At 67.8% G+C, this 22,046-nt stretch carries 21 protein-coding genes; 9 read left to right on the forward strand and 12 right to left on the reverse strand.

Annotation, left to right across the window (positions count from 1 at the left end; genetic code table 11):
- Positions 1 to 10 precede the first annotated feature (10 nt).
- Positions 11 to 316, reverse strand: coding sequence for a 30S ribosomal protein S10 (gene rpsJ, locus H1R19_RS17870; RefSeq protein WP_003938093.1), 306 nt, complete (start codon positions 314 to 316; stop codon positions 11 to 13).
- A gap of 515 nt (positions 317 to 831) precedes the next feature.
- Between rpsJ and H1R19_RS17875 the strand changes: the two genes are divergently transcribed.
- The 5 genes from H1R19_RS17875 (at position 832) to H1R19_RS17895 (ending at position 7,697) form a co-directional block, all read left to right on the forward strand.
- Positions 832 to 1,308, forward strand: coding sequence for a hotdog fold domain-containing protein (locus H1R19_RS17875; protein ID WP_188328734.1), 477 nt, complete (start codon positions 832 to 834; stop codon positions 1,306 to 1,308).
- 243 nt (positions 1,309 to 1,551) lie between these two features.
- Positions 1,552 to 3,351 (forward strand): N-acetylglutaminylglutamine amidotransferase, encoded by a 1,800-nt coding sequence (locus tag H1R19_RS17880; RefSeq protein WP_188328735.1) that lies wholly within the window; start codon positions 1,552 to 1,554, stop codon positions 3,349 to 3,351.
- Positions 3,348 to 5,246: an alpha/beta hydrolase family protein gene (locus H1R19_RS17885; RefSeq protein WP_219849712.1), complete on the forward strand. Its 1,899-nt coding sequence runs from the start codon at positions 3,348 to 3,350 to the stop codon at positions 5,244 to 5,246. Before H1R19_RS17880 ends, H1R19_RS17885 begins: the two co-directional genes overlap by 4 nt.
- A gap of 8 nt (positions 5,247 to 5,254) precedes the next feature.
- Positions 5,255 to 5,947 carry a GntR family transcriptional regulator gene (locus H1R19_RS17890; RefSeq protein ID WP_188328737.1) on the forward strand — a complete coding sequence of 231 codons (693 nt, stop codon included), beginning with the start codon at positions 5,255 to 5,257 and terminating at the stop codon, positions 5,945 to 5,947.
- A 127-nt stretch (positions 5,948 to 6,074) separates the two neighbouring features.
- On the forward strand, positions 6,075 to 7,697 hold the full coding sequence (locus H1R19_RS17895) for an NCS1 family nucleobase:cation symporter-1 (protein WP_188328738.1): 1,623 nt from the start codon (positions 6,075 to 6,077) through the stop codon (positions 7,695 to 7,697).
- Between the two features lie 139 nt (positions 7,698 to 7,836).
- Here H1R19_RS17895 and H1R19_RS17900 read toward each other — a convergent pair whose 3' ends face one another.
- The 4 genes from H1R19_RS17900 to mftE are packed head-to-tail and all read right to left on the reverse strand — an operon-like array spanning position 7,837 to position 12,060.
- Positions 7,837 to 8,268 carry a PPOX class F420-dependent oxidoreductase gene (locus tag H1R19_RS17900; protein ID WP_188328739.1) on the reverse strand — a complete coding sequence of 144 codons (432 nt, stop codon included), beginning with the start codon at positions 8,266 to 8,268 and terminating at the stop codon, positions 7,837 to 7,839.
- A gap of 50 nt (positions 8,269 to 8,318) precedes the next feature.
- Positions 8,319 to 9,737, reverse strand: coding sequence for a mycofactocin system GMC family oxidoreductase MftG (gene mftG / locus H1R19_RS17905; protein WP_219849713.1), 1,419 nt, complete (start codon positions 9,735 to 9,737; stop codon positions 8,319 to 8,321).
- A complete protein-coding gene (gene mftF / locus H1R19_RS17910; protein WP_219849714.1) occupies positions 9,734 to 11,326 on the reverse strand; it encodes a mycofactocin biosynthesis glycosyltransferase MftF in 1,593 nt (530 codons plus the stop codon). The genes mftG and mftF overlap by 4 nt, the downstream gene beginning before the upstream one ends.
- Entirely contained in the window at positions 11,323 to 12,060 is a 738-nt protein-coding gene (gene mftE, locus H1R19_RS17915; RefSeq protein ID WP_219849715.1) for a mycofactocin biosynthesis peptidyl-dipeptidase MftE, read from the reverse strand. The genes mftF and mftE overlap by 4 nt, the downstream gene beginning before the upstream one ends.
- Before the next feature lie 181 nt (positions 12,061 to 12,241).
- Here mftE and H1R19_RS17920 point away from each other — a divergent pair, with 181 nt between their 5' ends.
- A complete protein-coding gene (locus tag H1R19_RS17920; protein WP_223204907.1) occupies positions 12,242 to 13,381 on the forward strand; it encodes a CaiB/BaiF CoA transferase family protein in 1,140 nt (379 codons plus the stop codon).
- Positions 13,382 to 13,459: 78 nt separating this feature from the next.
- Here H1R19_RS17920 and H1R19_RS17925 read toward each other — a convergent pair whose 3' ends face one another.
- From H1R19_RS17925 to mftA, 5 genes are all read right to left on the reverse strand, one after another.
- Positions 13,460 to 14,272 (reverse strand): mycofactocin-coupled SDR family oxidoreductase, encoded by an 813-nt coding sequence (locus H1R19_RS17925; protein WP_219849716.1) that lies wholly within the window; start codon positions 14,270 to 14,272, stop codon positions 13,460 to 13,462.
- Between the two features lie 76 nt (positions 14,273 to 14,348).
- Positions 14,349 to 15,548, reverse strand: coding sequence for a pre-mycofactocin synthase MftD (gene mftD, locus H1R19_RS17930; RefSeq protein WP_188328744.1), 1,200 nt, complete (start codon positions 15,546 to 15,548; stop codon positions 14,349 to 14,351).
- Positions 15,549 to 15,661: 113 nt separating this feature from the next.
- The gene (gene mftC / locus H1R19_RS17935) at positions 15,662 to 16,960 is read right to left on the reverse strand and encodes a mycofactocin radical SAM maturase (protein WP_188328745.1); all 1,299 of its coding nucleotides are present in this window, start codon (positions 16,958 to 16,960) and stop codon (positions 15,662 to 15,664) included.
- Positions 16,961 to 17,123: 163 nt separating this feature from the next.
- The gene (gene mftB, locus H1R19_RS17940) at positions 17,124 to 17,450 is read right to left on the reverse strand and encodes a mycofactocin biosynthesis chaperone MftB (protein WP_219849717.1); all 327 of its coding nucleotides are present in this window, start codon (positions 17,448 to 17,450) and stop codon (positions 17,124 to 17,126) included.
- Positions 17,450 to 17,557, reverse strand: a complete 108-nt coding sequence (mftA, locus tag H1R19_RS17945; RefSeq protein WP_188328747.1) for a mycofactocin precursor MftA — start codon at positions 17,555 to 17,557, stop codon at positions 17,450 to 17,452. Before mftA ends, mftB begins: the two co-directional genes overlap by 1 nt.
- Positions 17,558 to 17,717: 160 nt before the next feature.
- Here mftA and mftR point away from each other — a divergent pair, with 160 nt between their 5' ends.
- The 3 genes from mftR to H1R19_RS17960 all read left to right on the forward strand — a co-directional run bounded on the left by mftR (position 17,718) and on the right by H1R19_RS17960 (position 20,021).
- The gene (gene mftR, locus H1R19_RS17950; RefSeq protein WP_188328748.1) at positions 17,718 to 18,335 is read left to right on the forward strand and encodes a mycofactocin system transcriptional regulator; all 618 of its coding nucleotides are present in this window, start codon (positions 17,718 to 17,720) and stop codon (positions 18,333 to 18,335) included.
- A 153-nt stretch (positions 18,336 to 18,488) separates the two neighbouring features.
- Positions 18,489 to 19,547 carry a ferredoxin--NADP reductase gene (locus tag H1R19_RS17955; protein ID WP_219849718.1) on the forward strand — a complete coding sequence of 353 codons (1,059 nt, stop codon included), beginning with the start codon at positions 18,489 to 18,491 and terminating at the stop codon, positions 19,545 to 19,547.
- 69 nt (positions 19,548 to 19,616) lie between these two features.
- Positions 19,617 to 20,021 (forward strand): DoxX family protein, encoded by a 405-nt coding sequence (locus H1R19_RS17960; RefSeq protein WP_188328750.1) that lies wholly within the window; start codon positions 19,617 to 19,619, stop codon positions 20,019 to 20,021.
- A gap of 23 nt (positions 20,022 to 20,044) precedes the next feature.
- Here H1R19_RS17960 and H1R19_RS17965 read toward each other — a convergent pair whose 3' ends face one another.
- Positions 20,045 to 20,794 (reverse strand): DNA alkylation repair protein, encoded by a 750-nt coding sequence (locus tag H1R19_RS17965; RefSeq protein WP_219849719.1) that lies wholly within the window; start codon positions 20,792 to 20,794, stop codon positions 20,045 to 20,047.
- A gap of 7 nt (positions 20,795 to 20,801) precedes the next feature.
- Positions 20,802 to 21,995 (reverse strand): NAD(P)/FAD-dependent oxidoreductase, encoded by a 1,194-nt coding sequence (locus tag H1R19_RS17970; protein ID WP_219849720.1) that lies wholly within the window; start codon positions 21,993 to 21,995, stop codon positions 20,802 to 20,804.
- Between the last annotated feature and the right edge of the window lie 51 nt (positions 21,996 to 22,046).

A 22,046-nucleotide genomic window follows, 5' to 3' on the forward strand; every position in this document is an offset into this window, starting at 1 on the left:
CGCCCCCGTCCTACTGGATGTTGACGTCGACGCTGGCCGGCAGGTCGATGCGCATGAGCGCGTCGACCGTCTTCGGTGTCGGGTCGAGGATGTCGATGAGTCGCTTGTGTGTACGCATCTCGAAGTGTTCGCGGCTGTCCTTGTACTTATGCGGCGAACGGATGACGCAGTACACGTTCTTCTCGGTGGGCAACGGCACCGGGCCAACGACTCGTGCACCCGTACGGGTCACGGTTTCCACGATCTTGCGCGCCGAAGCGTCGATCGCCTCGTGGTCGTAGGCCTTGAGCCTGATGCGGATCTTTTGTCCCGCCACGCTGTGTCCTCTTCCGTCAGTTGTTCTCGACAGACAAACACCGCGTGATCAGAACCGACCTCGCCGGCTGAGCACATGACCACCGTGTGTATTCCGGCAATCGACGCTGTTCATCTGTCTTTGTACGTTGACTCGTAGCTGGTACGAGCCGGTTTGCTCCGGCACCCGCGGTCGGGCGTGTCGTGACCGTGAACCGAACCCGGAGCACGCGTTACACGCCCATTCCCCGTAAACCGGGCCTGGGAGTCATTCACCTGATCACGACCGCTCGGCTGGCACGTGGCACAACCTGCGTCCGCCGGTCAAGGCAACCCGAACAGTATGCATCAGGTCGGGAGCACGATCAAATCCGCCTCGATGCCCACCGCGGACCGCACTCCCGGTACCCGGGCCCACCGGCCACCCAGGGACACCGTTGCACCCGATTCGCGTGCGGACCTGCCCAGGCGTGGCGCATGTGCGCGTGGGGTCGCTGCGACGGGAAGCATCAACTGACTCGCCGGTAAGATAGCGCCATGTCTGCCACCAGCCCCACCTACGCCCTGCGTAAGAAGCTTCCCGCCAATGCACTCGGCAACGTCCTGTTCTCCCTGGGCATGGTCGCGAAGGTCCCCTATTTCGGTACGGTCCTGCCCGTCGTGCAGGAGATGGAACCGGGGTACTGCAAGGTCACCGCACCCAACTGGTTCGGCGTGCACAACCACATCGGCACCTTCCACGCGATCGCCGCCTGCAACCTCGCCGAGGCCGCGATGGGCATGTTGATGGAGGCCACCACCCCGACCTCTCATCGCTGGATTCCCAAGGCGATGCAGACGAGCTACCTGACCAAGGCCACGACCCGCCTGACGGCCGAGGCCCGGCTCGCCGAGCCGATCGACTTCGAGACGGTCACCGCCGGCACAGACGTCACGGTGTCGGTGCGCATCGTCGACGCCAAGGGTGTGGAGGTGGTGCACTGCGACATCACCACCTGGGTCACGCCGAAATAGCCTGGCCGCCCGGACCCGAACGGGCATGATTCGCCGTGCCACCCGGAGCCGTTGCTCCTAGGGTGGAGAGATGTCTCCGCCCGGCTCTGCGCCCCCGCCCGGGCGGGCGTGCGCGCGACCGGCGTGAGGTCGGCGGCGCGGGCACACACCCGGCGGTGCGGCAGTATCGACAGGGCCGGGTCGCTTCCGGCGCCGCCGAGAAACAACGCCCACGCCACAATCGAGCAGGAGGACTCCAACCCCATGTGCGGAATCTGCGGCGAGATCCGGTTCGACGGCACGGCACCGGACGTCTCGGCCGTCGACGCGATGACCTGCGAGATGACCCGACGCGGCCCCGACGGTTCCGGAGTGTTCGCGAAAGGGTCTGTCGCACTGGGCCACCGCCGCCTGAAGATCATCGACCTGACCGAAAAGGGCAGCCAGCCCATGATCGACCCCACACTGGGTCTCGCCATGGTCTTCAACGGATGCATCTACAACCACCACGAGTTGCGCGCGGAGCTCGAGGGCAAGGGCTACACGTTCTTCTCCCACGCCGACAGCGAAGTGATCCTCAAGGCCTTCCACGCCTGGGGCGCTGACTGTGTGGACCGTTTCATCGGCATGTTCGCGTTCGCGATCACCGACACCGACACCGGTGTCGTCACCCTGGGCCGCGACCGGCTCGGCATCAAACCGCTATATCTCGCCGACACCCCGGGACGGCTCCGCTTCGCCTCGTCGGTGCAGGCCCTGCTGCGCGCCGGCGACATCGACACCTCGATCGATCGCGTTGCGCTGCACCACTATTTCAGCTTTCACGCCGTGGTGCCCGCCCCGCACACCATCTACAACGGCATCCGCAAGCTGCCGCCCGCGACGGTCATGACCATCACTCCCGAGGGCCGGCGCAGCGAGCGGAAGTACTGGGCGCCCGCCTTCGAGCCGCACCCCGAACGTGCGGACTGGGATGAGCAGCGGTGGCAGTCCGAGCTCATCGACTCGCTGCGGACATCTGTGCGGCGTCGCATGGTGGCCGACGTCCCGGTCGGCGTCCTGCTCTCCGGCGGGGTCGACTCCTCACTCGTGGTCGCGCTGCTCGCCGAACAGGGACAGACCGACCTCGCCACCTTCAGCATCGGGTTCGATTCTGCCGCAGGCGAATCGGGGGACGAGTACGCCTACTCCGATCTGATCGCCGACACCTTCGCCACCGATCACCACAAGATCCACATCGGCACCGACCGCCTCCTGCCCGCCATCCCCGACACCGTCGCGGCCATGGGCGAACCGATGGTCAGCCACGATTGCGTGGCGTTCTATCTGCTGTCCCAGGAGGTCAGCAAGTCCATCAAGGTGGTCCAGTCCGGGCAGGGCGCCGATGAGATCCTCGGCGGTTACAGCTGGTACCCGCCCCTGCAGCACGTGGCCCGCGAGAACACCACCCGCGCCTACGCGAACGAGTTCTTCGACCGCGACGACGCCGACGTGCGCGGCATCCTGGCCGACGAGTATCTCTGCGAGGCCGGCTACGATCCCAGCTTCGAATTCGCCCGCGCCCACCAGTCCGCGCCCGGCGCACACACCGCTGTCGACGCGGCACTGCGCCTCGACACCACGGTCATGCTCGTCGACGACCCGGTCAAACGCGTCGACACCATGACCATGGCCTGGGGTCTGGAGGCGCGTGTCCCGTTCCTCGACCACGAGTTCGTCGAACTGGCCGCCACGTGCCCGCCCGATCTGAAACTGGCCCACGGCGGCAAGGGGGTGCTCAAGGAGGCGAGCCGGAGCCTGCTGCCCTCGGCGGTGATCGACCGGACGAAGGGTTACTTCCCCGTCCCCGGTATCCGCCACCTGACGGGCGGGGTCCTCGACCTCGTCTCCGACACGCTGCGCTCGCAGGCGGCCATCGACCGCGGCCTGTACCGCCACGAGGCGCTCGACAGACTCTTCGCCGACCCCAACGGTGTTCGCACGAGGCTCGACGGCAACGAGCTGTGGCAGGTCGCACTCCTCGAGATGTGGCTTCAGACAATGGAAAGCAACGCCCGACGGTGACGACACTGAGATTCGACGACCGCGGCTGGAAGACTTACGGCGCCTCGCTGTCGCCCGACGCCGGCGCATTCGCCTACATCGTCGACGACGGAACCGGTTATCCCCGCGCCGCCCAGCGCGCCCTCTCGCGCGACGGCGTCGGCGAACTGCGCTGGGTGAAGCTGCGGTCCACCGGACCTGTCCACAAGATCGTGCATTCCACCGACGGCCGCTGGCTGGCCGTCGAGATCGCGCCGAGCGGCGGTGAGCACCACCAGGTCTGGGTGGTGACCACCGATCCCGAGGACGACACCGCCCACCGCGTCGCGGCGACCCGCCCCGACGGCCGTTCCTTCGGAACCGTGGGGCTCGTGGGCTGGGACACCGACTGGGTGCTGATCACCGCGGTCGATCACGACGGCACCTCGCACGCCCTGCGCGTGCACCCGGGTACCGGAACCACCCAGATCCTCGACCTGCGCGTCGGCAGCGTTCTGATCGACTCGTGGAAGGGGGCGACGCTCGTGCGCGTCGGCCCGCGCGGCTACCACGACATGCTGCTGCTGCGGCGCCGCCCCGATTCGGACTCCGACGAGATCACGATGACCCCGCTGCTCCCGCAGGACCCCGGGGCGGTCACCGACCAGGGTTACGTCCTCGACCAGGGTTTCGACCACCCCTCGCTCGTGTTCGTGCCCGCCCCCGACGAACCCGCGCGCGACCTCGACAGCGTTCAGGCCCTGGTCCGCAGCGACTTCGACGCGAAGTTCCCCCGACTGCTCGGCGTCGAGGTCGGCAAGTACGGTGTGCGGTTCCGGGTGATGGCCCAGCGTGTCGACATCGGGCTCGACGAGTTCGCCGTGAGTCACGACCAGTCGAGGGTCGCACTGCTGTGGAACATCCAGGGCCGCAGCCAGTTGCAGATCATGACCCTGCCCGATCAGACGCTGCACCCCCCGATCGACCTGCCCGGCGACGTCGCCGCCGACCTGTCCATCAGTGCGGCGGGGTCGGTGGTGACCCTCACCGTGTCGAGCCCGCAGCATTCCCCACTCGTGCATCTCGTCGACGTCGCCAACCGAGCGGTCTACCCGGTCCGCGACGACGTGGTGACCGGCGAGGGACCGTCGAGTCAGCTACGCGGAGAACTCGTGGAGTTCTCCGCGCGCGACGGTATGCCATTGTCGGGATTGCTGTTTCGTGCGGGGAACACTCCTGGCCCCACCCTGCTGTACTTCCACGGCGGACCCGAGGCGCAGACCCGGCCGGACTATCAGTTCCTGTTCGGTCCGCTCGTCGACGCCGGGATCACCGTGTTCGCACCCAACGTCCGCGGGTCGTCGGGATATGGCCGGCTGTTCGCCCACGCCGACGATCGTTACGGCCGCTATGCGGGCATCAACGATGCCGCGGACTGCGCCGAGTTCCTGTGCCGTCAGGGTATTGCGGACCCCGACGCGCTGTACTGCTCGGGCCGGTCCTACGGCGGCTATCTCACGCTCGCCTGTCTGACCTTCCACCCCGACGTCTTCGCGGCCGGGATCGCCATCTGCGGCATGAGCGATCTGGAGTCGTTCTTCCGCAACACCGAACCGTGGATCGCGGTGGCCGCCTACACCAAATACGGCCATCCCGAATCGGACCGGGAGTTGCTCGCCGACCTGTCCCCCATCCACCGCATCGACGATGTCCGCGCACCGTTGCTCGTCGTGCACGGGGCGCACGACACCAACGTCCCGGTGAGCGAGTCACAACAGATCGTCGCCGAATTGCAGGCCCGCGGCGCGGTGGCCGAGATGCTGATGTTCGAGGACGAGGGACACGAGATCGTCAAGCGCGACAACCAGCATCGCCTCACCGAGGCCGTGGCCGAGTGGATCGCCCGATATCCCAAGCGTCCGGGCGCCCTCCGATGAGCCGGCGCATGACCGACCGTCTGCTCGACCAGCTCGGTGAGACGCGTTCGGGCAATGCGCGCGCCAATGTGCTCGAGGAACTGCGTCGGCTCATCCTGTCCGGCGGCGCACCCCCGGGCGCCCAGATCCCGCCCGCGGAGATCGCCGACGCGTTCGGTGTCAGTCCGATCCCGGTGCGTGAGGCGCTCAAGACGCTGGTCGGCGAGGGGCTCGTGGTGCACCGCCCGGGCGTGGGCTATCGGGTCAGTCAACCCTCGACCGACGAGCTCCGCGAGATCTACTTCGTCCGTGGCACATTGGAGCAGGCCGCGCTCGCCCGGGCGGTGGACCTGATCGACGACGCGTCCCTGCAGACCGCGCGCGATCGCCACGCCGACCTGCTCGTCGCGGTGAAGTACAAAGACGGCAAGGCTTTTCACGACACCTCCCGCGAGTTCCACCGGGCGTTGACCAGCCCGTGCGCCATGCCGCGTCTGCTCAACATGTTCGAGGCGACGTGGAATCTCACCGAACCGTTCCAGATGATGCGCTCGGTGACCCCGGAGACCCAGCAGGCCCTCAACGACGACCACGCCGCGTTGCTCGAGGCATTCGCCGATCGCGACGCCGCGTCGGTCCTCGACGTCGCTCACCGGCATCACCGACGTCTCGAGAGCGCGATCATCGAGACCGCGGACCTGCTCGACGTCCGCCACGACTGAGCCGACCCGCCGGAATATATCCGCTGGTTCATCGTGGGGTAACAATCCGTTCCTACATTTCTCCCATCAGCGCTGTCGCACCAGACCATCGACCCCGACGCTGACACGGAAAAACCGGGAGCACACCATGTCCGCACCAACACCACCCACCACGTCCCATTCCAGCGCGGCCGGCGAGAGCGTCATCAAGCCCGGCTACGACACGCGCCTCACCAACGAGGACCTCGCACCGCTCAAGAACCAGAACTGGACCTGGTACAACATCTTCGCGTTCTGGATGTCGGATGTGCACAGCGTCGGCGGATACGTCTTCGCGGGGAGCCTGTTCGCGCTCGGCATCGCCGCCTGGCAGGTACTCGTCGCGCTGGTCGTGGGCATCGTGGCCGTCAACATCCTCTGCAACCTCGTCGCGAAGCCGTCACAGATAGCCGGAGTCCCGTACCCGGTCACGACCCGGGTCTCCTTCGGTGTGAAGGGCGCCAACATCCCGGCCATCATCCGTGGCGTGATCGCGGTGGTCTGGTACGGAATCCAGACCTACCTGGCGTCGGTCGCCTTCGGCTTGCTGGCACTGAAGTTCTGGCCCGGCCTCGAACCGTGGGGCGATGTGGACACCCACGGCTTCCTCGGGCTGTCCGCACTCGGCTGGGCCGGCTTCGTCCTCATGTGGATCCTGCAGGCGGCCGTCTTCTGGAACGGCATGGACACCATCCGCAAGTTCATCGACTTCTGCGGCCCCGCGGTGTATGTCGTGATGATCGCGCTGGCCGGTTACCTCATCGTCAAGGCCGGCTGGGACAACGTCAGTTTCGATCTGGCGGTCGGTGACGGCCTGACGGGGTGGTCGTCGATCACCATGATGATCAGCGCGATCGCCCTGGTCGTCTCCTACTTCTCCGGACCGATGCTCAACTTCGGCGACTTCTCCCGGTACGGACGGAGTTTCGGCGAGGTCAAGAAGGGCAACTTCTGGGGTCTGCCGGTGAACTTCCTCTTCTTCTCCCTGCTGGTGGTCTGCACCGTGTCCGCGGCCGCCACGGTCATCGGTACCGACGAGGACGGCAACATCATCACCGATCCCGTCCACATCGTGGACAGGATCGACAACACCACCGCGGCGGTTCTCGGCGTGCTCACCTTCGCCATCGCGACCATCGGCATCAACATCGTCGCCAACTTCGTCTCCCCCGCCTTCGACTTCTCCAACGTGGCGCCGACCAAGATCTCGTGGCGCACCGGCGGAATGATCGCCGCGGTGGGTTCGGTGCTCATCACCCCGTGGAACCTCTTCAACAACCCCACGGCGATCCACTACACGATGGACACCCTCGGTGCCGTGATCGGTCCGCTGTTCGGCATTCTCATCGCCGACTTCTACCTGATCAAGAAGCAGCAGATCGTGGTCGACGACCTGTTCACGATGAAGCCCGAGGGCACCTACTGGTACCGCAACGGCTGGAACCCGGTCGCGGTGGGCGCCACCGTCATCGCCTCGATCCTGCCGATCGGCGTCGTCATCTTCGGCACCGCCTACCAGGCGAGCTTCACCTGGTTCATGGGCGCCGCGGTGGGCATGGCGCTGTACTGGGTCGGCATGAAATTCATACCGGCACACCTGATCTACGGGTCAGGTCCGCGCGCAACGACGACCACCGACCTCGAAGTCGCGCAGGACTCGGCAGACCCTGCCGACACCACCGCCGCACCGGCGGCCGCCGCAAGCGTCCCGGAGGGCACCGCGAGCAGCTGACGTCGACCGGCTCCGGAATCCGTGGAGAACATGCGCGCCCGACGCATGTTCTCCACGGATCAGTTCCGCCGGATGTCCGCCAAGCACGAGCGCCGACGCCGTCGGGGTGAGGAGCCGAGCTCTCGTCGTGCCCGACGGCTCAGGCGGTGACATCGAGGCTCGCGATGACCTTGTCCGGTTCGATCCACACCCCCAGTTCCCCCGGCACGCCGTTGCGGGCGCCGAACTCCGCGGCGCGGTCGGCACCCATGTACCGTCCGCCGCACAGCGCCGCGATGCGACGCACCTCGTCGAGATCCTCGGTGATATGTGCGCGGCCCTGCACCTGGACGAACCCGAACGGGGGGCCGGGCAGGTCCACCGACAGCGTCACCCGTGGATCACGCAGCAGTGCACGACCTTTGGCGGTGGTCGCCCCGGTGTTGAAGGCGATCCGGTCGCCGTCGAGGACGAACCAGATCGGCGCGACCAGCGGCCGGCCGTCGGAGGCGAGGAAACCCAGATGGCCGGTCCTGGTACCGGCCGCGAGGAATTCCCGGACGGCCGGGTCGGACAGCGACGTCGCAGACATGGTCCCAGGGTAGAGCCGCGGACGGCGCCGCCGCAGGATCGGCGCACCGATCACCGCGCGGCCAGCAACTCCCCGATCCGGCAGGCCACCATCATCACGGTCGCGTGCGGACCGCTGTGACCGCCGCCGGGCAGGATGGACGCATCGACGATGCGCAATCCGTGCGTTCCGTACACACCGCCCAGCCAGTCGGTGCGCACCCCCATCGGCATCGTTCCCCAGGCGTGCTGGGAGAACCCGGCCGCAGGGGCCACCGACACACTGCCCGGCACGACGATGTCGGCGAACTCGGGGGCCTGCAACATCTCGACGACGTGGGCCGCCCCGTCGCGCATCGCGGCAGCCGCCCGCCCGTCCGGTTCCCCGAAGGCGAGACGCACAACAGGCCCGTCGTCGACGATCCGCACGGGCGAGGGTCGCATGCAGGCGACCTCGACGATCGGCCCGTGCGCGGGTACACCGCGGATATGGGAGGCGAAATCGTCTCGATAGCAACGGATCTCGCAGTCGTCATCGGTGTGGAGCACGGTCGGCAGAACCATGCCGGGTGCCGCCGGACCGCGCCTGCGGTACGACACCGCCAGCGCGCGGTGCTCCCCCGCCTCGAACTCGCCCGCCTCGAACTCCCCCGCCCCGAACTCACCGCCCGCCGCCCGCAGGCCGAGCACGTCGAGTCCCGACCTGAGCAGGATGCGCGCGGTACCCAGGGTCCCGGCGGACAGGATCACCTCGCCCGCGGTCACCGACAACGGGCCCGCACGCACCCCGGTGACGGTTCGTCCGCGAGCCACCTCGAGCCCCTCCACCTCGCAGTCGGTCACCACGAGCAGATTCCGACGCGCCGCGGCCGGCACGAGGTACGCCGCGGCCGAGGTGCGACGCGACATCCCGGTCCGGTTGGAGAGCACCCGGTTGAGCCCCACCACCGGCCAGCGCTCGTCCACCGGACGCACGGGCACCCGCGTCGACCAGTAGTGTTCGAATGCCGTTCCGGTGTCGCCGAGTTCGTCATCGGACACCGGTTCGACGCCCATCGTGCCGTACGGGCCGTCGAGTTCGTCGTACGCCGCGGCCACGACGTCGATCTCCCAGCCGCTGGGCCACGCGGCGAAATCGCCGGGGTGCCAACGCAGGAAATAGCCGCCGTTGACGGCGGAGGATCCGCCCAGCGCCGAGCCGCGGGCGGCCGCCGGGCCGAGATCGGTGGCGTGCCGGACGGCGAAGGGGGCGGCGTCGTCGATGGGCAGGCGCCGTAGATCGAGATCCGCGAGCGAGGGCATGCCCGACGGTCCGCGCTCGATCAGCACGACCTGACGACCGGGGTCGCGCGAGAGCTTCTCTGCCAGCACACATCCTGCGCTACCGGCGCCGACGATCACGACATCGGCGGTCAGGGCGTCAGTTCCGAGGTCGGCACGGGGAAGTCCGGCGGTGGTGACGGCGCCGGACGGGGAGGCACCCGCCGTCATCGAGAGATGACCGGGCGCAGCGCCTCGGGATCCCGGTGGGAGATGACTCCCTGCCACAGCCCGGCGCCATAGGCCAGGTCGTCGAGGCGGTGCATGAGGATGTAGCGCAGAGGTCCGAGTGTGGGTGGGCTGGTGGGGTCGGCGATCAGGTCCCGAACCCACGACACCACCCCCTCGACGATCGCCACCTGCACCGCGAGTGTGCGGAACCTGCGCGACACGAGAGCGAGTAACAGTGCCACCGGCCAGTAGTGCCGGCAGATGGCGTCGGCGGCCTGCAGGAGTCCGAATCCCGCCGCCCGCCCGGTCATCTGCGCGGACACCAGCGGCGCGGAGGGCAGATCGCCCAGGCGCTTTCTCATCCGGACAGCAAGGTGGGTGAGGATGATCATCGCGAGCGCGGCCCCGAAACGGGTCCTCGACAGCAGCGCGATCACGGCCGCCGCCATCGGGACCGACATGACCATCGGAGCGGCTCGTTCGCCGTGACGGGAGGCCAGGTGCGCGGCCCCGGTTCCGTAGAAGCAGCGCCGCGACAGAACCGAACGGAGGTCCGTGCGGTGGTCGTGAGCGACGCGGGCGACCGGGTCGTAGCGGATCCGCCAGCCCTCGGCGTGCATCCGCCAGCAGGCGTCGACATCCTCGGCCACCCGCAGCGATTCATCGAAGCCACAGAAAGCGTTGCGCCGCACAACCATTGCGGCACTGGGCACATAAGGCGTCCGGGTCGAGGGCCGTACCGCCGACTCGTCGGGCCCCATGTCGAGCGAGGACCACCCGTTCTCGTACCTCTCGGCCAACGACGATGACACACCCTCGCCCGCCCGCAGGCCGACGATGCGCGGGGCCACCACGCCGACGGTGGGGTCGGAGAAATGCGTCAGCAGCACGGTGAGCCAGTCGGGGTCGGGCACGACGTCGGAATCGAGGAAGGCAACGAAGTCGGTCGTCGCGGCGGCCGCGCCGGCATTGCGGGCCGCCGACGGTCCGCGGTTCTCGTCGAACCGCAGGACACGCATCCCCGGACGGTCGGCCCTGATCGGCACCGTCGACCCGTCGTCGACGACGATCACCGACAACCCGTCGAGGGCGGCGAGGAGACGGTCGACGCCGGGCTGGTTGTCGCGAACCGGGATCACGACGGTGACGTCGTCCGGCGTGGGACCGAACATCGGCCGCGGGTTGGCGATACCGGCGTCGAGCAGTGCACGTGCCAGGCGCCGGGTCACGTTGTCGCACACCTCGATCCGGCCGTCCTCGGAGGTCATGCCGAGGGCCGTGTCCGACATGCGCAACAGCCGTGTCGGCGATCCGCCGACCAGATAACGGAAGTCGCCCGCACGGGCGCACCGCAGATCGATCTGCACCTGGAACCCGTCGGGCAGGTCCACGGTCTCCACCGAGGCCGCGGGGTCGCCCGCCTCGGCAGCGTCCGAATCCGCAGGGCCCGAATCGGCAGGGCCCGAATCCGCAGAGTCCGAATCCGATTGTGCGCCAACCGCTTGCGCGTCACTCCCGGCGGAATCATCGTCGGTGGAGCACTGGCCGGTGGGGGTGGGACGTGGCGTCGAATCGTCGAGGGCGGTCATCCGAGTCGTCCCTGTCCGTCGACCTCCCAGGCGGCGAGCGCGCCGCACAGACGGTCGGCGGCCTCGGCGACCAGGCGCCCACCCTCTTCGGCGGTCGCACCGTCCGGATCACCCAGGACGCCGTTGGGACTCACCGCGCCGACACCCCCGGTGCGCATCGCGCCCAGTAGCGCCCCGACCGGTTCGCGGTTGCCCGCAACCGCACGCGAGGAATCCACGACCGTCGGCGAGACATGAAGCAGCACAGACGTTTCGGTGAACCCGGCGTGCGCGTCGGCGCCGTCGAAGGCGCAGGGGAACCAGGCGACATCGCGCCCTTCGTACCGCAACCGCGTGACCGCGTCGACGAGGGTTCGGATGTTTCCGCCGTGACCGTTGACGAACACCACGCGCTCGGCCCACCGACAGGCGCTGCGGCCGTACTCGATGAGCAGCCCGCGCAGGGCGTCGTGTCCGATGGAGATGGTTCCGGCGAATCCCTCGTGCTCGCCGCTGGCGCCGTAGTTCAGATCGGGGGCGCGCAGGAGACCCGACTCGCGCGACCCGTCGGCACGGTCCGACTCGCCCGCCTGCGCGCAGGCGAGGTCGGTGACCGCCGCGGCGATGCGCGTATCGGTGTCCAACGGAAGATGAGGGCCGTGCTGCTCGACCGAGCCGAGCGGCACGAGGAGCGTGATCACCCGCCCATCGAGGTCTGGCCAGCTGCACTGCCCCAACGCCGACGGACCTGTCATTCGACCAATGCTAGCCATGGTGCCCACGAGTGTGTCGGCCTCGGCCCAAAAATGACCTCGAAAACGTGCCGAGAGGGCCGACAAGACCACCCTGACGAGCGTTCGATCGGTTGTGGAATGCTGGTGTGTACACGTGACGCCTGACACAGTCGGCAGTACAACGACCGGAGGAGGACCCCTTATGAGCAGTGCCATTCCGAGCAGTGCGACACCGAGTAGTGCCACACCCGACAGCGGTAAGCCCGGCCCACTGCGCTCCATCCGGGTCATCGAGTTCGCCGGCATCGGCCCCGGCCCGCACGCGGCGATGCTGCTCGCCGATCTCGGTGCGGATGTCGTGCGCGTCCAGCGCCCCGGTTCGCTGCCCAAGCCCGGCGTCAACGCCGACGCCCTGTTGCGCGGGCGGCGCGTCGTCGAGGCGAACCTCAAGGACGAGAAGGACCGCGAGACCATCCTGGGTCTCGTCGCCAAGGCCGACGTGATCATCGAGGGCTTCCGCCCCGGCGTGATGGAACGGCTCGGACTCGGCCCCGACGATCTCGCGACAGTGAATCCCGGCCTCGTCTACGGCCGGATGACCGGCTGGGGTCAGGACGGCCCCCGCGCCAACCTGGCCGGCCACGACATCAACTACCTCTCGCTGACCGGTCTGCTCCACGCGATCGGCCGCAAGGACGACCGCCCGGTGCCCCCGCTGAACCTCGCGGGCGACTTCGGCGGCGGGTCGATGTTCCTGGTCGTCGGTGTGCTCTCCGCACTGCTCGAGCGCGGCATCTCCGGAAAGGGACAGGTCGTCGACGCCGCCATGGTCGACGGCGCTTCTGTTCTGGGACAGATGATGTGGGCGTTCCGCGGCACCGGCCTGTGGAGCGATGAGCGCGGAGTGAACCTGCTCGACACGGGCGCCCCGTACTACGAGGTGTACGAGACCTCCGACGGCAAATACATGGCCGTCGGCGCGATCGAACCGCAGTTCTACGCCGAACTGCTGAAGGGTCTCGGCCTCGCCGACGCCGATCTGCCCGACCAGAACGACACGGCCGGCTGGGACAAGCTCAGGGACGTCTTCACCGAGACCTTCAAATCCCGCACCCGCGACGAGTGGGCCAAGATCTTCGACGGCACCGACGCGTGCACGTCGCCGGTTCTCACCTTCGCCGAGGCACCCTCCGACGCGCACATGGCCGCCCGCTCGAACCTGGTGGACATCGCCGGCGTGACCCAGGCGCAGGTGGCTCCCCGCTTCTCGCGCACCACGCCGGACACCCCGGCCGCTCCCACCACCGAGGCCACCGATCCCGCGACCCTCTGGGCCGACTGATCCCTCGGCGGACCTCATGGCAGGGCCCCGGCACCGATTCGGTGCCGGGGCCCTGCTGTGAGCGTCTCCTGGCCGCCGTCAGACCTTCGAGTGCCCCATGTCGATCTGGAACTCGGCGGCGGTGATGCCCTTGGCACTGTCGGAGGCGAGGTAGAGCACCGCATCGGAGATCTCGTCCAGTGACGCGACCGGGTGGTAGTCGAGGATCGAGGTGAGATGTGCGTTCACCCAGGGGATTCCGAAGATGCGGTGCGCCTCGGTGTCGGCCACGCCCATCGGGGTGTCGACCGCATAGGGGTGCACGCTGTTGACCCGGATGCGATAGTGCCCGAGCTCCTTGGCCGCCGTCTGTGTGAGCCCGACGAGGCCGTGCTTGGACGCGGTGTACGACGCCTGTAGCGGCATCGCCTTGAGTCCGGCGACCGAACTGATGACCGAGATCGATCCACCGTTGCCCGCTTCGAGCATGGCCGGGATGGTCGCCTTGAGCGTTTTCCACGCCCCGACGAGGTTGATGTCGACGACGTCGGTGAACTGATCCTCGGTCAGCTCCCAGACCTTGCCCCAGGTCAGCACACCGGCGTTGGCCACCACATGATCGAGCCGCCCGAATTGTTCGACGGCATCGGCAACCAGCTGCTGCTGAAAGGCCAGGTCGCGCGTATCACCCTGGCGCGCAATAATTTTCCCCCCGGCGCCCTCGACGAGACGGATGGTCTCGGCGAGGTCGTCGGCGGTTGCGGGCGGATAGGTGGCGTGCTCGATGATCGGACCCGCGATGTCGAGGCCCACGATCGCGGCACCCTCACGGGCGAAACGGACCGCGTGATTGCGGCCCTGACCACGTGCGATGCCGGTGATGTAGACGACCTTGCCGTCGAACTGTCCCATGGCAAAACTGTAACATGTTCTAGTTCTGGTTCCGAGGGTCTTTTCGCCCGGGCGGAGCCGGCCCGATCTGCCGCCCTCAGGCCTGACCGAACGATCGCGTGAAACCGTCGGGGATGATCAAGTCGTCGGCCGAGAGTTCGTGAACACTCTTGTGGCCCAGGCCCATCAACACGCCGTCCAGGCCCATGCGCATGAGGTCCAGGACGTTCTCGACGCCGGATTGACCGTTGGCGGCGAGCCCCCACAGGTAGGCGCGACCGATCATCACCGCCCGGGCACCGAGTGCGAGCGCCTTGGCGACATCGCTACCGCGACGGATACCGCCGTCGAGCAGCACCTCGATGTCGTTGCCGACCGCCGCGGCGATGTCGGGCAGCAGGCGGATCGTGGCCGGCGTGCCGTCGAGGTTGTTGCCGCCGTGGTTGGAGACCGACAGCGCCGACGCCCCGATGTCGACCGCACGCTTGGCGTCGTCGAGCCGGGTGATGCCCTTGACCATGAACGGCCCGTCCCACTGCTCACGCAACCACTGCAGGTCTTCCCAGGTGGGCGGCGGAGTGTTCATCCACGAGCCGTAGGCGCCGAAGAACGTCGGGCCGGCGACACCCTGGGGGGTGAGGTTCGGTGCGGTGAGATCGGGGATGTTGATCTTGCCGCCCTTGACCCAGTCGAGTGCGTAGCGGGGCTTCACCGCGATCTCCGGCCCCAGACGCAGGAGCGCCTTGAAGTCGACCTTCTCCGGGATCTCCGGGCTGCCCCAGTCGCGGCCGACGTTGAACACCCAGTCGGTGGTCACGATCAGACCCTTGGCACCGGCCGCCTTCGCGCGCTCGGCGCGGGCGAGGATGTCGTCCCGGGTTCCGAGCCAGTAGATCTGGAAGAAGACCTTGTCGTTGACCGCCGTCACCTCCTCGACCGAGTGGGACGCGAAGCTCGACAACCCCATCGCGGTGCCGCGGGCGGCCGCGGCACGGGCCACCGCCACCTCACCTTCCGGGTCGACGGCCTGTACGCCGGTCGGCGAGATCATGACCGGGAAGGAGATCTCCTGCCCCATCACACTCGTCGTCATCTCACGATCGGACTGCGCACCGACGACATGTGGGGCCCAACCCAATTCGTTGAACGCGTGAACGTTGTCCTCGAGGGTCACACCGGCCTGGGTGCCCGCGACCAGAGATGCGTACACCGACTTCGGCAGACGCTTCTTGGCCCGACGCTGTGCCTCGGTGACGGTTTCGAACCAGGGGTTTCTCGCCCAGGGATTGGCAGCCATGTTCTTCCTACTCATTGATCCGACTCGAGCACCCGGGAGGGACCCGAGCGTGTCCGGGGGCCTCGGGTCGGCGTCACCGACACCGCTCGCCCCGGTGTGTACCGCGGGCGGTTCTACCGCGCGGCCGGCGTGAACCCGGCCAGCGGGTTCTCGTCACAGGATTTGGTGGGCCGCGACGCCACCGGGGCCAGGTCGCCGTCGGGGCGTCGCGTCATCAGGGTCAGCGGGGTACCGCGCGAATGATCCTTGTTCGCAGTCGGTTTGGTCCGGTCTCCGGCGAGGAGCTCTTCGCCGTAACCCTGCACGCATTCGGGATCGGGACCGGCCAGGGGCAACCCGGTGAAGAACTTGGCGGCCATGCATCCGCCGCGGCAGGCGTCGAAGTGGGCGCACTTGGTGCAGGCGCCGGCGTTCTGCGGCTCACGGAGCTCGACGAAGAGGTCCGAACGCTGCCAGATCTCCTGGAATCCGCCGTCGGCGAGGATGTTTCCGGCGAGGAAGTTCTCGTGGATCGCGAAGGGGCAGGCGTAGACGTCGCCGACCGGGTCGATCAGGCACACCACGCGGCCTGCGCCGCACAGGTTGAGCCCCGGCAGTCCACCACCGGACTCGGAGCCGAACGCGGCCAGATGGAAGAACGAGTCGCCAGTCAGCACCCGATCACCGTGTGCGACAAGCCAATCGTAGAGTTCACGTTGCTGCTCGGGGAGCGGGTGCAGATCATCCCAGACGTCGGCCCCGCGGCCCGACGGACGCAGCCGCGTGATTCGCAGGGTCGCGTTGTAGCGGTCGGCGAGCGCTTTGAACTCGTCGAGCTGGGCGACGTTCTGCCGCGTCATGACGACGCTGATCTTGGCGTCGGCGAATCCGGCCTCGGACAGGTTCTCGAGTGCGCGGACGGCCATGTCGAACGAGCCGGGACCACGGACGGCGTCGTTGACCTCGGCGGTCGCGCCGTCCAGCGAGATCTGCACGTCGACATAGTCCGACGCGGCGAGGCGCGCGGCCACCTTCTTGTCGATGCGCAGGCCGTTGGTCGAGAACTTCACGCCCACCTGATGATCGGTGGCGTAGTCGACCAGTTCCCAGAAATCCGGTCGGACCGTCGGCTCGCCGCCGCCGATGTTGACGTAGAAGACCTGCATCCGCTGCAGCTCGTCGATGATCGCCTTGCACTGTTCGGTCGACAGCTCACGCGGGTCCCGCTTGCCCGAGGACGACAAGCAGTGCACACAGGCCAGGTTGCACGCGTAGGTGAGTTCCCAGGTCAGACAGATCGGCGCGTCGAGTCCGCGTTCGAACTGGTCGACGAGGCGGCCGACCTTGGGCACCGCGCCGTCCGGGAGCGGCGAGGGGGCACGCATGGCACCCATGAGTTCGGTTGCGGTGGGCGGCATCTCGATGGTCGTCATCGTCGGGTCCTTGCATTCGGGGCGGCGAGCCGGACGTGTGGCGGGCCGGACGTCTGTGGCGAGCAGTGGGCGGGATCGAGGGCTGGTCGTCCCGCCGGGCGCGCGTCGAGCCGGGCTGTGCTCGGTCTGGAAGTACGGAAGGCTCGGTCTGGAAGTACGGAAGTCAGGCGGTGCGGGACACGATCATCCCGCTGTCGGCGAGCGCGGTGAGCGCCTGCACGTACAGGGGGCGCTGGGCCGGGGTGACCCCGGCGGCCAGCAGTGCGGCTTCGGCGGAGTCGTGGTCGGCAAGCGATTTCACGATGTCCACCACGGTCAGGTTCTTCAGGAAGGAGAGCTTGCGGGTACCGAAGTGGTAGAGCAGCGCACCGAAGGGCTCGGGACGCAGCGCAACCTTCGGGTTGAGCGACCACGCGTCGAGGGTGTCGAACCGGACCCCGGCGACCGCGGAGCGGTCGCCGGAGATCGGATTCGATGTCGGGGCTGACATCAGTAGACCCCGCACATCCCGTCGATCGACACCTCTTCGACGAGCGACTCGGCGATGAGCTCGGTGTCGGTCGAGCTCTGTGTGGTCGCGGCGGACTGATCGGCCATGATCCATACCTCCTTGAAATTCGATGGTGACGACGGTCACGCACGACTATAGTGGCACTCGGTGCACAAAACCAGAGGGGGCCGGAAAACTGTCCGAACGGGCAGTGCCGGGACCTCCACAGGACCACCGACACCGCAGGTCGCCTAGGGTGAGGTCTCGATGACGCCGAACACCCCCGACGCGAGACCCGCCCGCACCTCCCCCGGACGACGCCCCATCACGTCCCGGGCACAGATCAGCGCGCTCGCGATCGGTTTGTTCACCGCTCACGGTTTCGAGGACACCAGCGTCGACGACATCGCCGACGCGGCCGGTATCGCCCGGCGCACACTGTTCCGCTACTACTCGTCGAAGAACGAGATCCCCTGGGGGGAGTTCGACGACCACCTCGACGAGCTGCGCACCCTCCTCGCCGCGATCCCGGCCGACGTCCCGATGGCGCAGGCGCTCGTCGATGCCCTCGTCTCGTTCAACCGGGTCCCGCCGGAGGAACTGGACAACCATCGCCGGCGCATGTCGTTGCTACTGGGTGTTCCGGCGCTGCAGGCACATTCGATGATCATGTACGCCGATTGGCGGCATGTGATCGCGGAGTTCTGCGCCATGCGCCTCGGCACATCCGTGAGCGACCACATACCGCAGACCATCGGCTGGCTGTGCCTCGGCGCAGCCCTGGCGGCCTATGAACGGTGGCTGGCCGACCCCGGCGCCGACCTCGAATCCCTCATCGAGGCCGGCGCGCGCACGGTCGCCGACGGCGTGGGTGCACTGTCATGACTAACCTGGTCCGAGGCCGGTCATGCACACCCGATGCGACCGGTACGCGGGAGCGCCTCTCGTGGCGGCGACGCCCGCTACGCTAGGCTGAAGTAGAACGTGTTCTAATTTTGGGCCGGTTCATCCGGTCCTCGACGGCGGAGAACTGCTGACATGTCTGATGTGACCCCTCACGGCTCCCGAAGCGTGATTCTCACGGTGTCCGAGGTGATCGAGGAGACGGCCGACGCCAAGTCCATCGCCTTCGAGGTCCCGGAAGCGTCCTCCAACGCGTTCACCGACTACAAGCCGGGGCAGTTCCTCACCCTGCGCATCCCGAGCGAGAAGACCGGCTCGGTCGCCCGGTGCTATTCGCTGGCGTCGTCGCCGTTCACCGACCCGCGGCCCAAGGTGACCGTCAAGCGAACCGTGGACGGATACGGCTCCAACTGGGTGTGCGACAACCTGTCCCCCGGTTCCCAGGTCGAGGTGCTGCCGCCGTCCGGGGTGTTCACCCCCAAGTCCTACGACGTCCCGCTTCTCCTGATCGCCGCGGGCAGCGGTGTGACCCCGGTGATGTCGATCCTCAAGGCGGCCCTGAAGAAGAGCGACCGCCCCATCGTGTTCTTCTACGCCAACCGCAGCGTCGACGACGTGATCTTCGCCGAGGAACTCCGCGAGCTGCTGCACGCCCACGCCGACCGGCTCACCGTTCTCCATTGGCTCGAGTCGCTGCAGGGCCTGCCCACCGCGCCGGCGCTGGCATCGGTGTTCGCGCCGTATTCGACGACCCACACCGCCTACCTGTGTGGTCCCGGACCGTTCATGGACGCCGTGCACAAGGGCCTGGCCCAGGCAGACTTCCCGCATCACAACGTCCACACCGAGGTCTACAACTCGCTGTCGGGTGACCCGTTCGCCGATGTCGAACTCGACGAGGTCAGCGACGAGGAGCAAGCCGGGGCGGCCACCGTCGAGGTGGAGCTCGACGGCGAGACCCACACACTCACCTGGCCCCGTAAACGCACCCTGATCGACGTCATGCTCGCCGCCGGACTCGACGCCCCCTACTCCTGCCAGGAGGGTGAATGCGGCTCGTGTGCCTGCACTCTCACCGAGGGCACCGTCGACATGGACAATGCCGGCGCGCTCGACCCCGAGGACATCGAGGACGGCTACATCCTCGGCTGCCAGGCCCATCCGACGTCGGACTCACTCAAGATCGAGTTCTGACGGGCCGGTTCTGGCATCGTCGAGACACTCGACGACACGATCGAGCCGCACGCGAAGGAGAACAGCGACATGACCACCCTCCCCGGTTCCCGATCAGCCCGTTCCCGTCTCGGTCCCGACCGGCTCGCCCGCGGCCTCGCCGGCATGCTGCTCGGTATCGGGGTTCTGCACTTCCTGGCCCCCAAACCCTTCGACGAGATCATCCCCGAGGAGATCCCCGGTGATCCGCGGACGCTGACCTACCTGTCCGGCGTGGCCGAGATCGGTCTGGGGGCGGGTCTTCTGGTGCCCAGGACCCGGCGGCTCTCCGGTGCGCTGTCCGCGCTGCTGTTCCTCGCGGTGTATCCCGCGAACATCAACATGGTCCGGCTGTGGTGGGACAAACCCCTGCCATACCGAATCGTCGCCATCGCACGTCTGCCGTTCCAGTTCCCGATGATCTGGGCCGCACTGCGGGTGGCGCGCGAGTCCTGAGAAAGCCCGCATCACCGACCGCCTCAGCGCAGGGATCGGAAGTACGCCCGTTCCTCCGGCGAACGATGCTCGATCGCGTAACTCAGTGCGGTACGGCCCATCTCGGCGGCATTGTCCTCCAGGTACCCGAGGAGGACGGCCTCGTCGACGCGCTTGCCCACCTCGCGCAGCATCCAGCCGAAGGCCTTCTGGATGAGGTCCCGCCGATCGTCGCGGACGAGCGGAGCCACTGCGAGAAGCGCTGTCGCATCGCCGTGTCTGATGTGCGCGAAGGTGGCGATGATGCCCACGCGGCGTCGCCACAGGTCCTCGTCCTGAGCGTGCCGCAGGACGGCGTCGAGCCGACCCAGCCGGCGGCAGTACTCCCCCAGGATCGAGTCGGCCGACGAGTCGACGAGGTCCCAGTTGTTCACCCGTCCTCGTCGGACGGCGTCGAGGTAGAGCTTCACCCACACCTCGACACCCGCATCCGTTGCATCCCCGCCCCGGCGCCGCAGTTCCTGTTCGAATTCGCCCCGCAGGAGGAACAACGCGATGAGCCGGTGCTCGTGAACCGGCGAATCCAGCAGTTCGGCAACGGCATCCGGACCGATGCCGCGGAAGGCCCGGGCGATGGCACGTTGCTGCGGCACGCGTAGTCCCAGGAATTCATCGCCTTCGCCGTAGCCGCCGGGACGGGCCTGGAAGAACTTCGCCTGCCCGGCCGCGAGCTGCGGGTCGGCGATCTCGGCGGCGGCCGTCCGCACCGCCGCCGCCGTCGGCTCCGGTACCACGTCTGCGCTAGAGGAGATCCGCGATCGGGGTGGGCGTCTGCAGCTTGGCCCGCGTCTTCATCACCGCGCCCACCTTGCCCGCCCCGACGACGCCGGTGAGTATGCCGTCGCGGCTGTAGTAGGCCACGAACTTCTTGCCGTCGTCGTCGACGACGTGAACCTCGTCGTCGGGGCGCGGTGCACCGAGTACCTGGATCTTCACGTCGAACTGGTCGCTCCAGAAGTACGACACCGATGCGGTGACCGCGTCCCCGCCGGTGATCTGGTGAGCGACGATCGACGCCTGCTCGACGGTGTGATTCCAGTGCTCCACCCGTACCGGCTTGTCGTCGTCGTCCCGCCAATTCGCGACGTCGCCGAGGGCGTAGACGTTCTCCGCACTGGTGTGTCCGGTTGCATCGCAGGCTATTCCGCCGCCGGACTCGCGCGCGGCGAGTTCGATCCCGGAGCCGTCGAGGTAGCCGGTCACGGGGGTCGAGCCGATACCGACGACGACGATGTCGGCCGGCAGTTCGGTTCCGTCGGCGAGCTTCACCGCCCTCACCCTGCCCTGCGAGACCACGATCTCCTCGACGCCGATGCCTGTCCTCAGATCGACCCCGTTGGCGGTGTGCAGGCGCGACACCAGAGCACCGATGCGCTCGCCGAGGGCTGCGGCGAGCGGCGTCGGGGCCGGTTCGACGAGACTGACACCCAGACCGCGCGAGCACAGGCTGGCCGCCACCTCACACCCGATGAATCCCGCGCCGATGACCACTGCGGTTCTCGCGGAATCGATCTCGCCGCGCAACGCGACGGCGTCGTCGTACGTGCGGATCGTGTGCACGCCGGCGATCGATTCGGTGAGGCCGGGGAACGGGCGCGGATCGAGGCCGGTGGCGAGCACCAGGGTGTCGTAGGAGAGAGTCGAGCCGGAGGCGAGACCGACGGTCCCCTCGGCCGGTGACACCGCGGTCACCGCATCTCCGAGACGCAGCGTGATGTCGGCCTCGCCGTAGAACCCCTCGGGCTTGAGGTCCACGCGGTCGTCTTTGCCCAGCAGCACCGACTTCGACAGGGGCGGGCGGTCGTATGGTGGGTGCGCCTCGGCGCCGACCAGGGTGATCGGATCGGTGAAGCCGTTGTTGCGCAGGCTCTCCGCCAACCGGATTCCACCGAGTCCCGCCCCGACCACGACAACGCCCGCAGCTGGTCCACTCATACTCGTCCCTTCTCCTCCGCCGACGCCGATCGCGCCCGGATCTCGTGTGCG

The organism is Gordonia jinghuaiqii, assembly GCF_014041935.1.
Classification (GTDB): Bacteria; Actinomycetota; Actinomycetes; order Mycobacteriales; family Mycobacteriaceae; genus Gordonia; species Gordonia jinghuaiqii.

Bases quoted from the DNA above. Each gene is read 5' to 3' on its own strand.
- H1R19_RS17875 (WP_188328734.1), top strand. From the start codon at position 832: ATGTCTGCCACCAGCCCCACCTACGCCCTGCGTAAGAAGCTTCCCGCC.
- H1R19_RS17880 (WP_188328735.1), top strand. From the start codon at position 1,552: ATGTGCGGAATCTGCGGCGAGATCCGGTTCGACGGCACGGCACCGGAC.
- H1R19_RS17890 (WP_188328737.1), top strand. From the start codon at position 5,255: ATGACCGACCGTCTGCTCGACCAGCTCGGTGAGACGCGTTCGGGCAAT.
- H1R19_RS17895 (WP_188328738.1), top strand. From the start codon at position 6,075: ATGTCCGCACCAACACCACCCACCACGTCCCATTCCAGCGCGGCCGGC.
- H1R19_RS17900 (WP_188328739.1), bottom strand. From the start codon at position 8,268: ATGTCTGCGACGTCGCTGTCCGACCCGGCCGTCCGGGAATTCCTCGCG.
- mftG (WP_219849713.1), bottom strand. From the start codon at position 9,737: ATGACGGCGGGTGCCTCCCCGTCCGGCGCCGTCACCACCGCCGGACTT.
- mftF (WP_219849714.1), bottom strand. From the start codon at position 11,326: ATGACCGCCCTCGACGATTCGACGCCACGTCCCACCCCCACCGGCCAG.
- mftE (WP_219849715.1), bottom strand. From the start codon at position 12,060: ATGACAGGTCCGTCGGCGTTGGGGCAGTGCAGCTGGCCAGACCTCGAT.
- H1R19_RS17920 (WP_223204907.1), top strand. From the start codon at position 12,242: ATGAGCAGTGCCATTCCGAGCAGTGCGACACCGAGTAGTGCCACACCC.
- H1R19_RS17925 (WP_219849716.1), bottom strand. From the start codon at position 14,272: ATGGGACAGTTCGACGGCAAGGTCGTCTACATCACCGGCATCGCACGT.
- mftD (WP_188328744.1), bottom strand. From the start codon at position 15,548: ATGGCTGCCAATCCCTGGGCGAGAAACCCCTGGTTCGAAACCGTCACC.
- mftC (WP_188328745.1), bottom strand. From the start codon at position 16,960: ATGACGACCATCGAGATGCCGCCCACCGCAACCGAACTCATGGGTGCC.
- mftB (WP_219849717.1), bottom strand. From the start codon at position 17,450: ATGTCAGCCCCGACATCGAATCCGATCTCCGGCGACCGCTCCGCGGTC.
- mftA (WP_188328747.1), bottom strand. From the start codon at position 17,557: ATGGCCGATCAGTCCGCCGCGACCACACAGAGCTCGACCGACACCGAG.
- mftR (WP_188328748.1), top strand. From the start codon at position 17,718: ATGACGCCGAACACCCCCGACGCGAGACCCGCCCGCACCTCCCCCGGA.
- H1R19_RS17955 (WP_219849718.1), top strand. From the start codon at position 18,489: ATGTCTGATGTGACCCCTCACGGCTCCCGAAGCGTGATTCTCACGGTG.
- H1R19_RS17960 (WP_188328750.1), top strand. From the start codon at position 19,617: ATGACCACCCTCCCCGGTTCCCGATCAGCCCGTTCCCGTCTCGGTCCC.
- H1R19_RS17970 (WP_219849720.1), bottom strand. From the start codon at position 21,995: ATGAGTGGACCAGCTGCGGGCGTTGTCGTGGTCGGGGCGGGACTCGGT.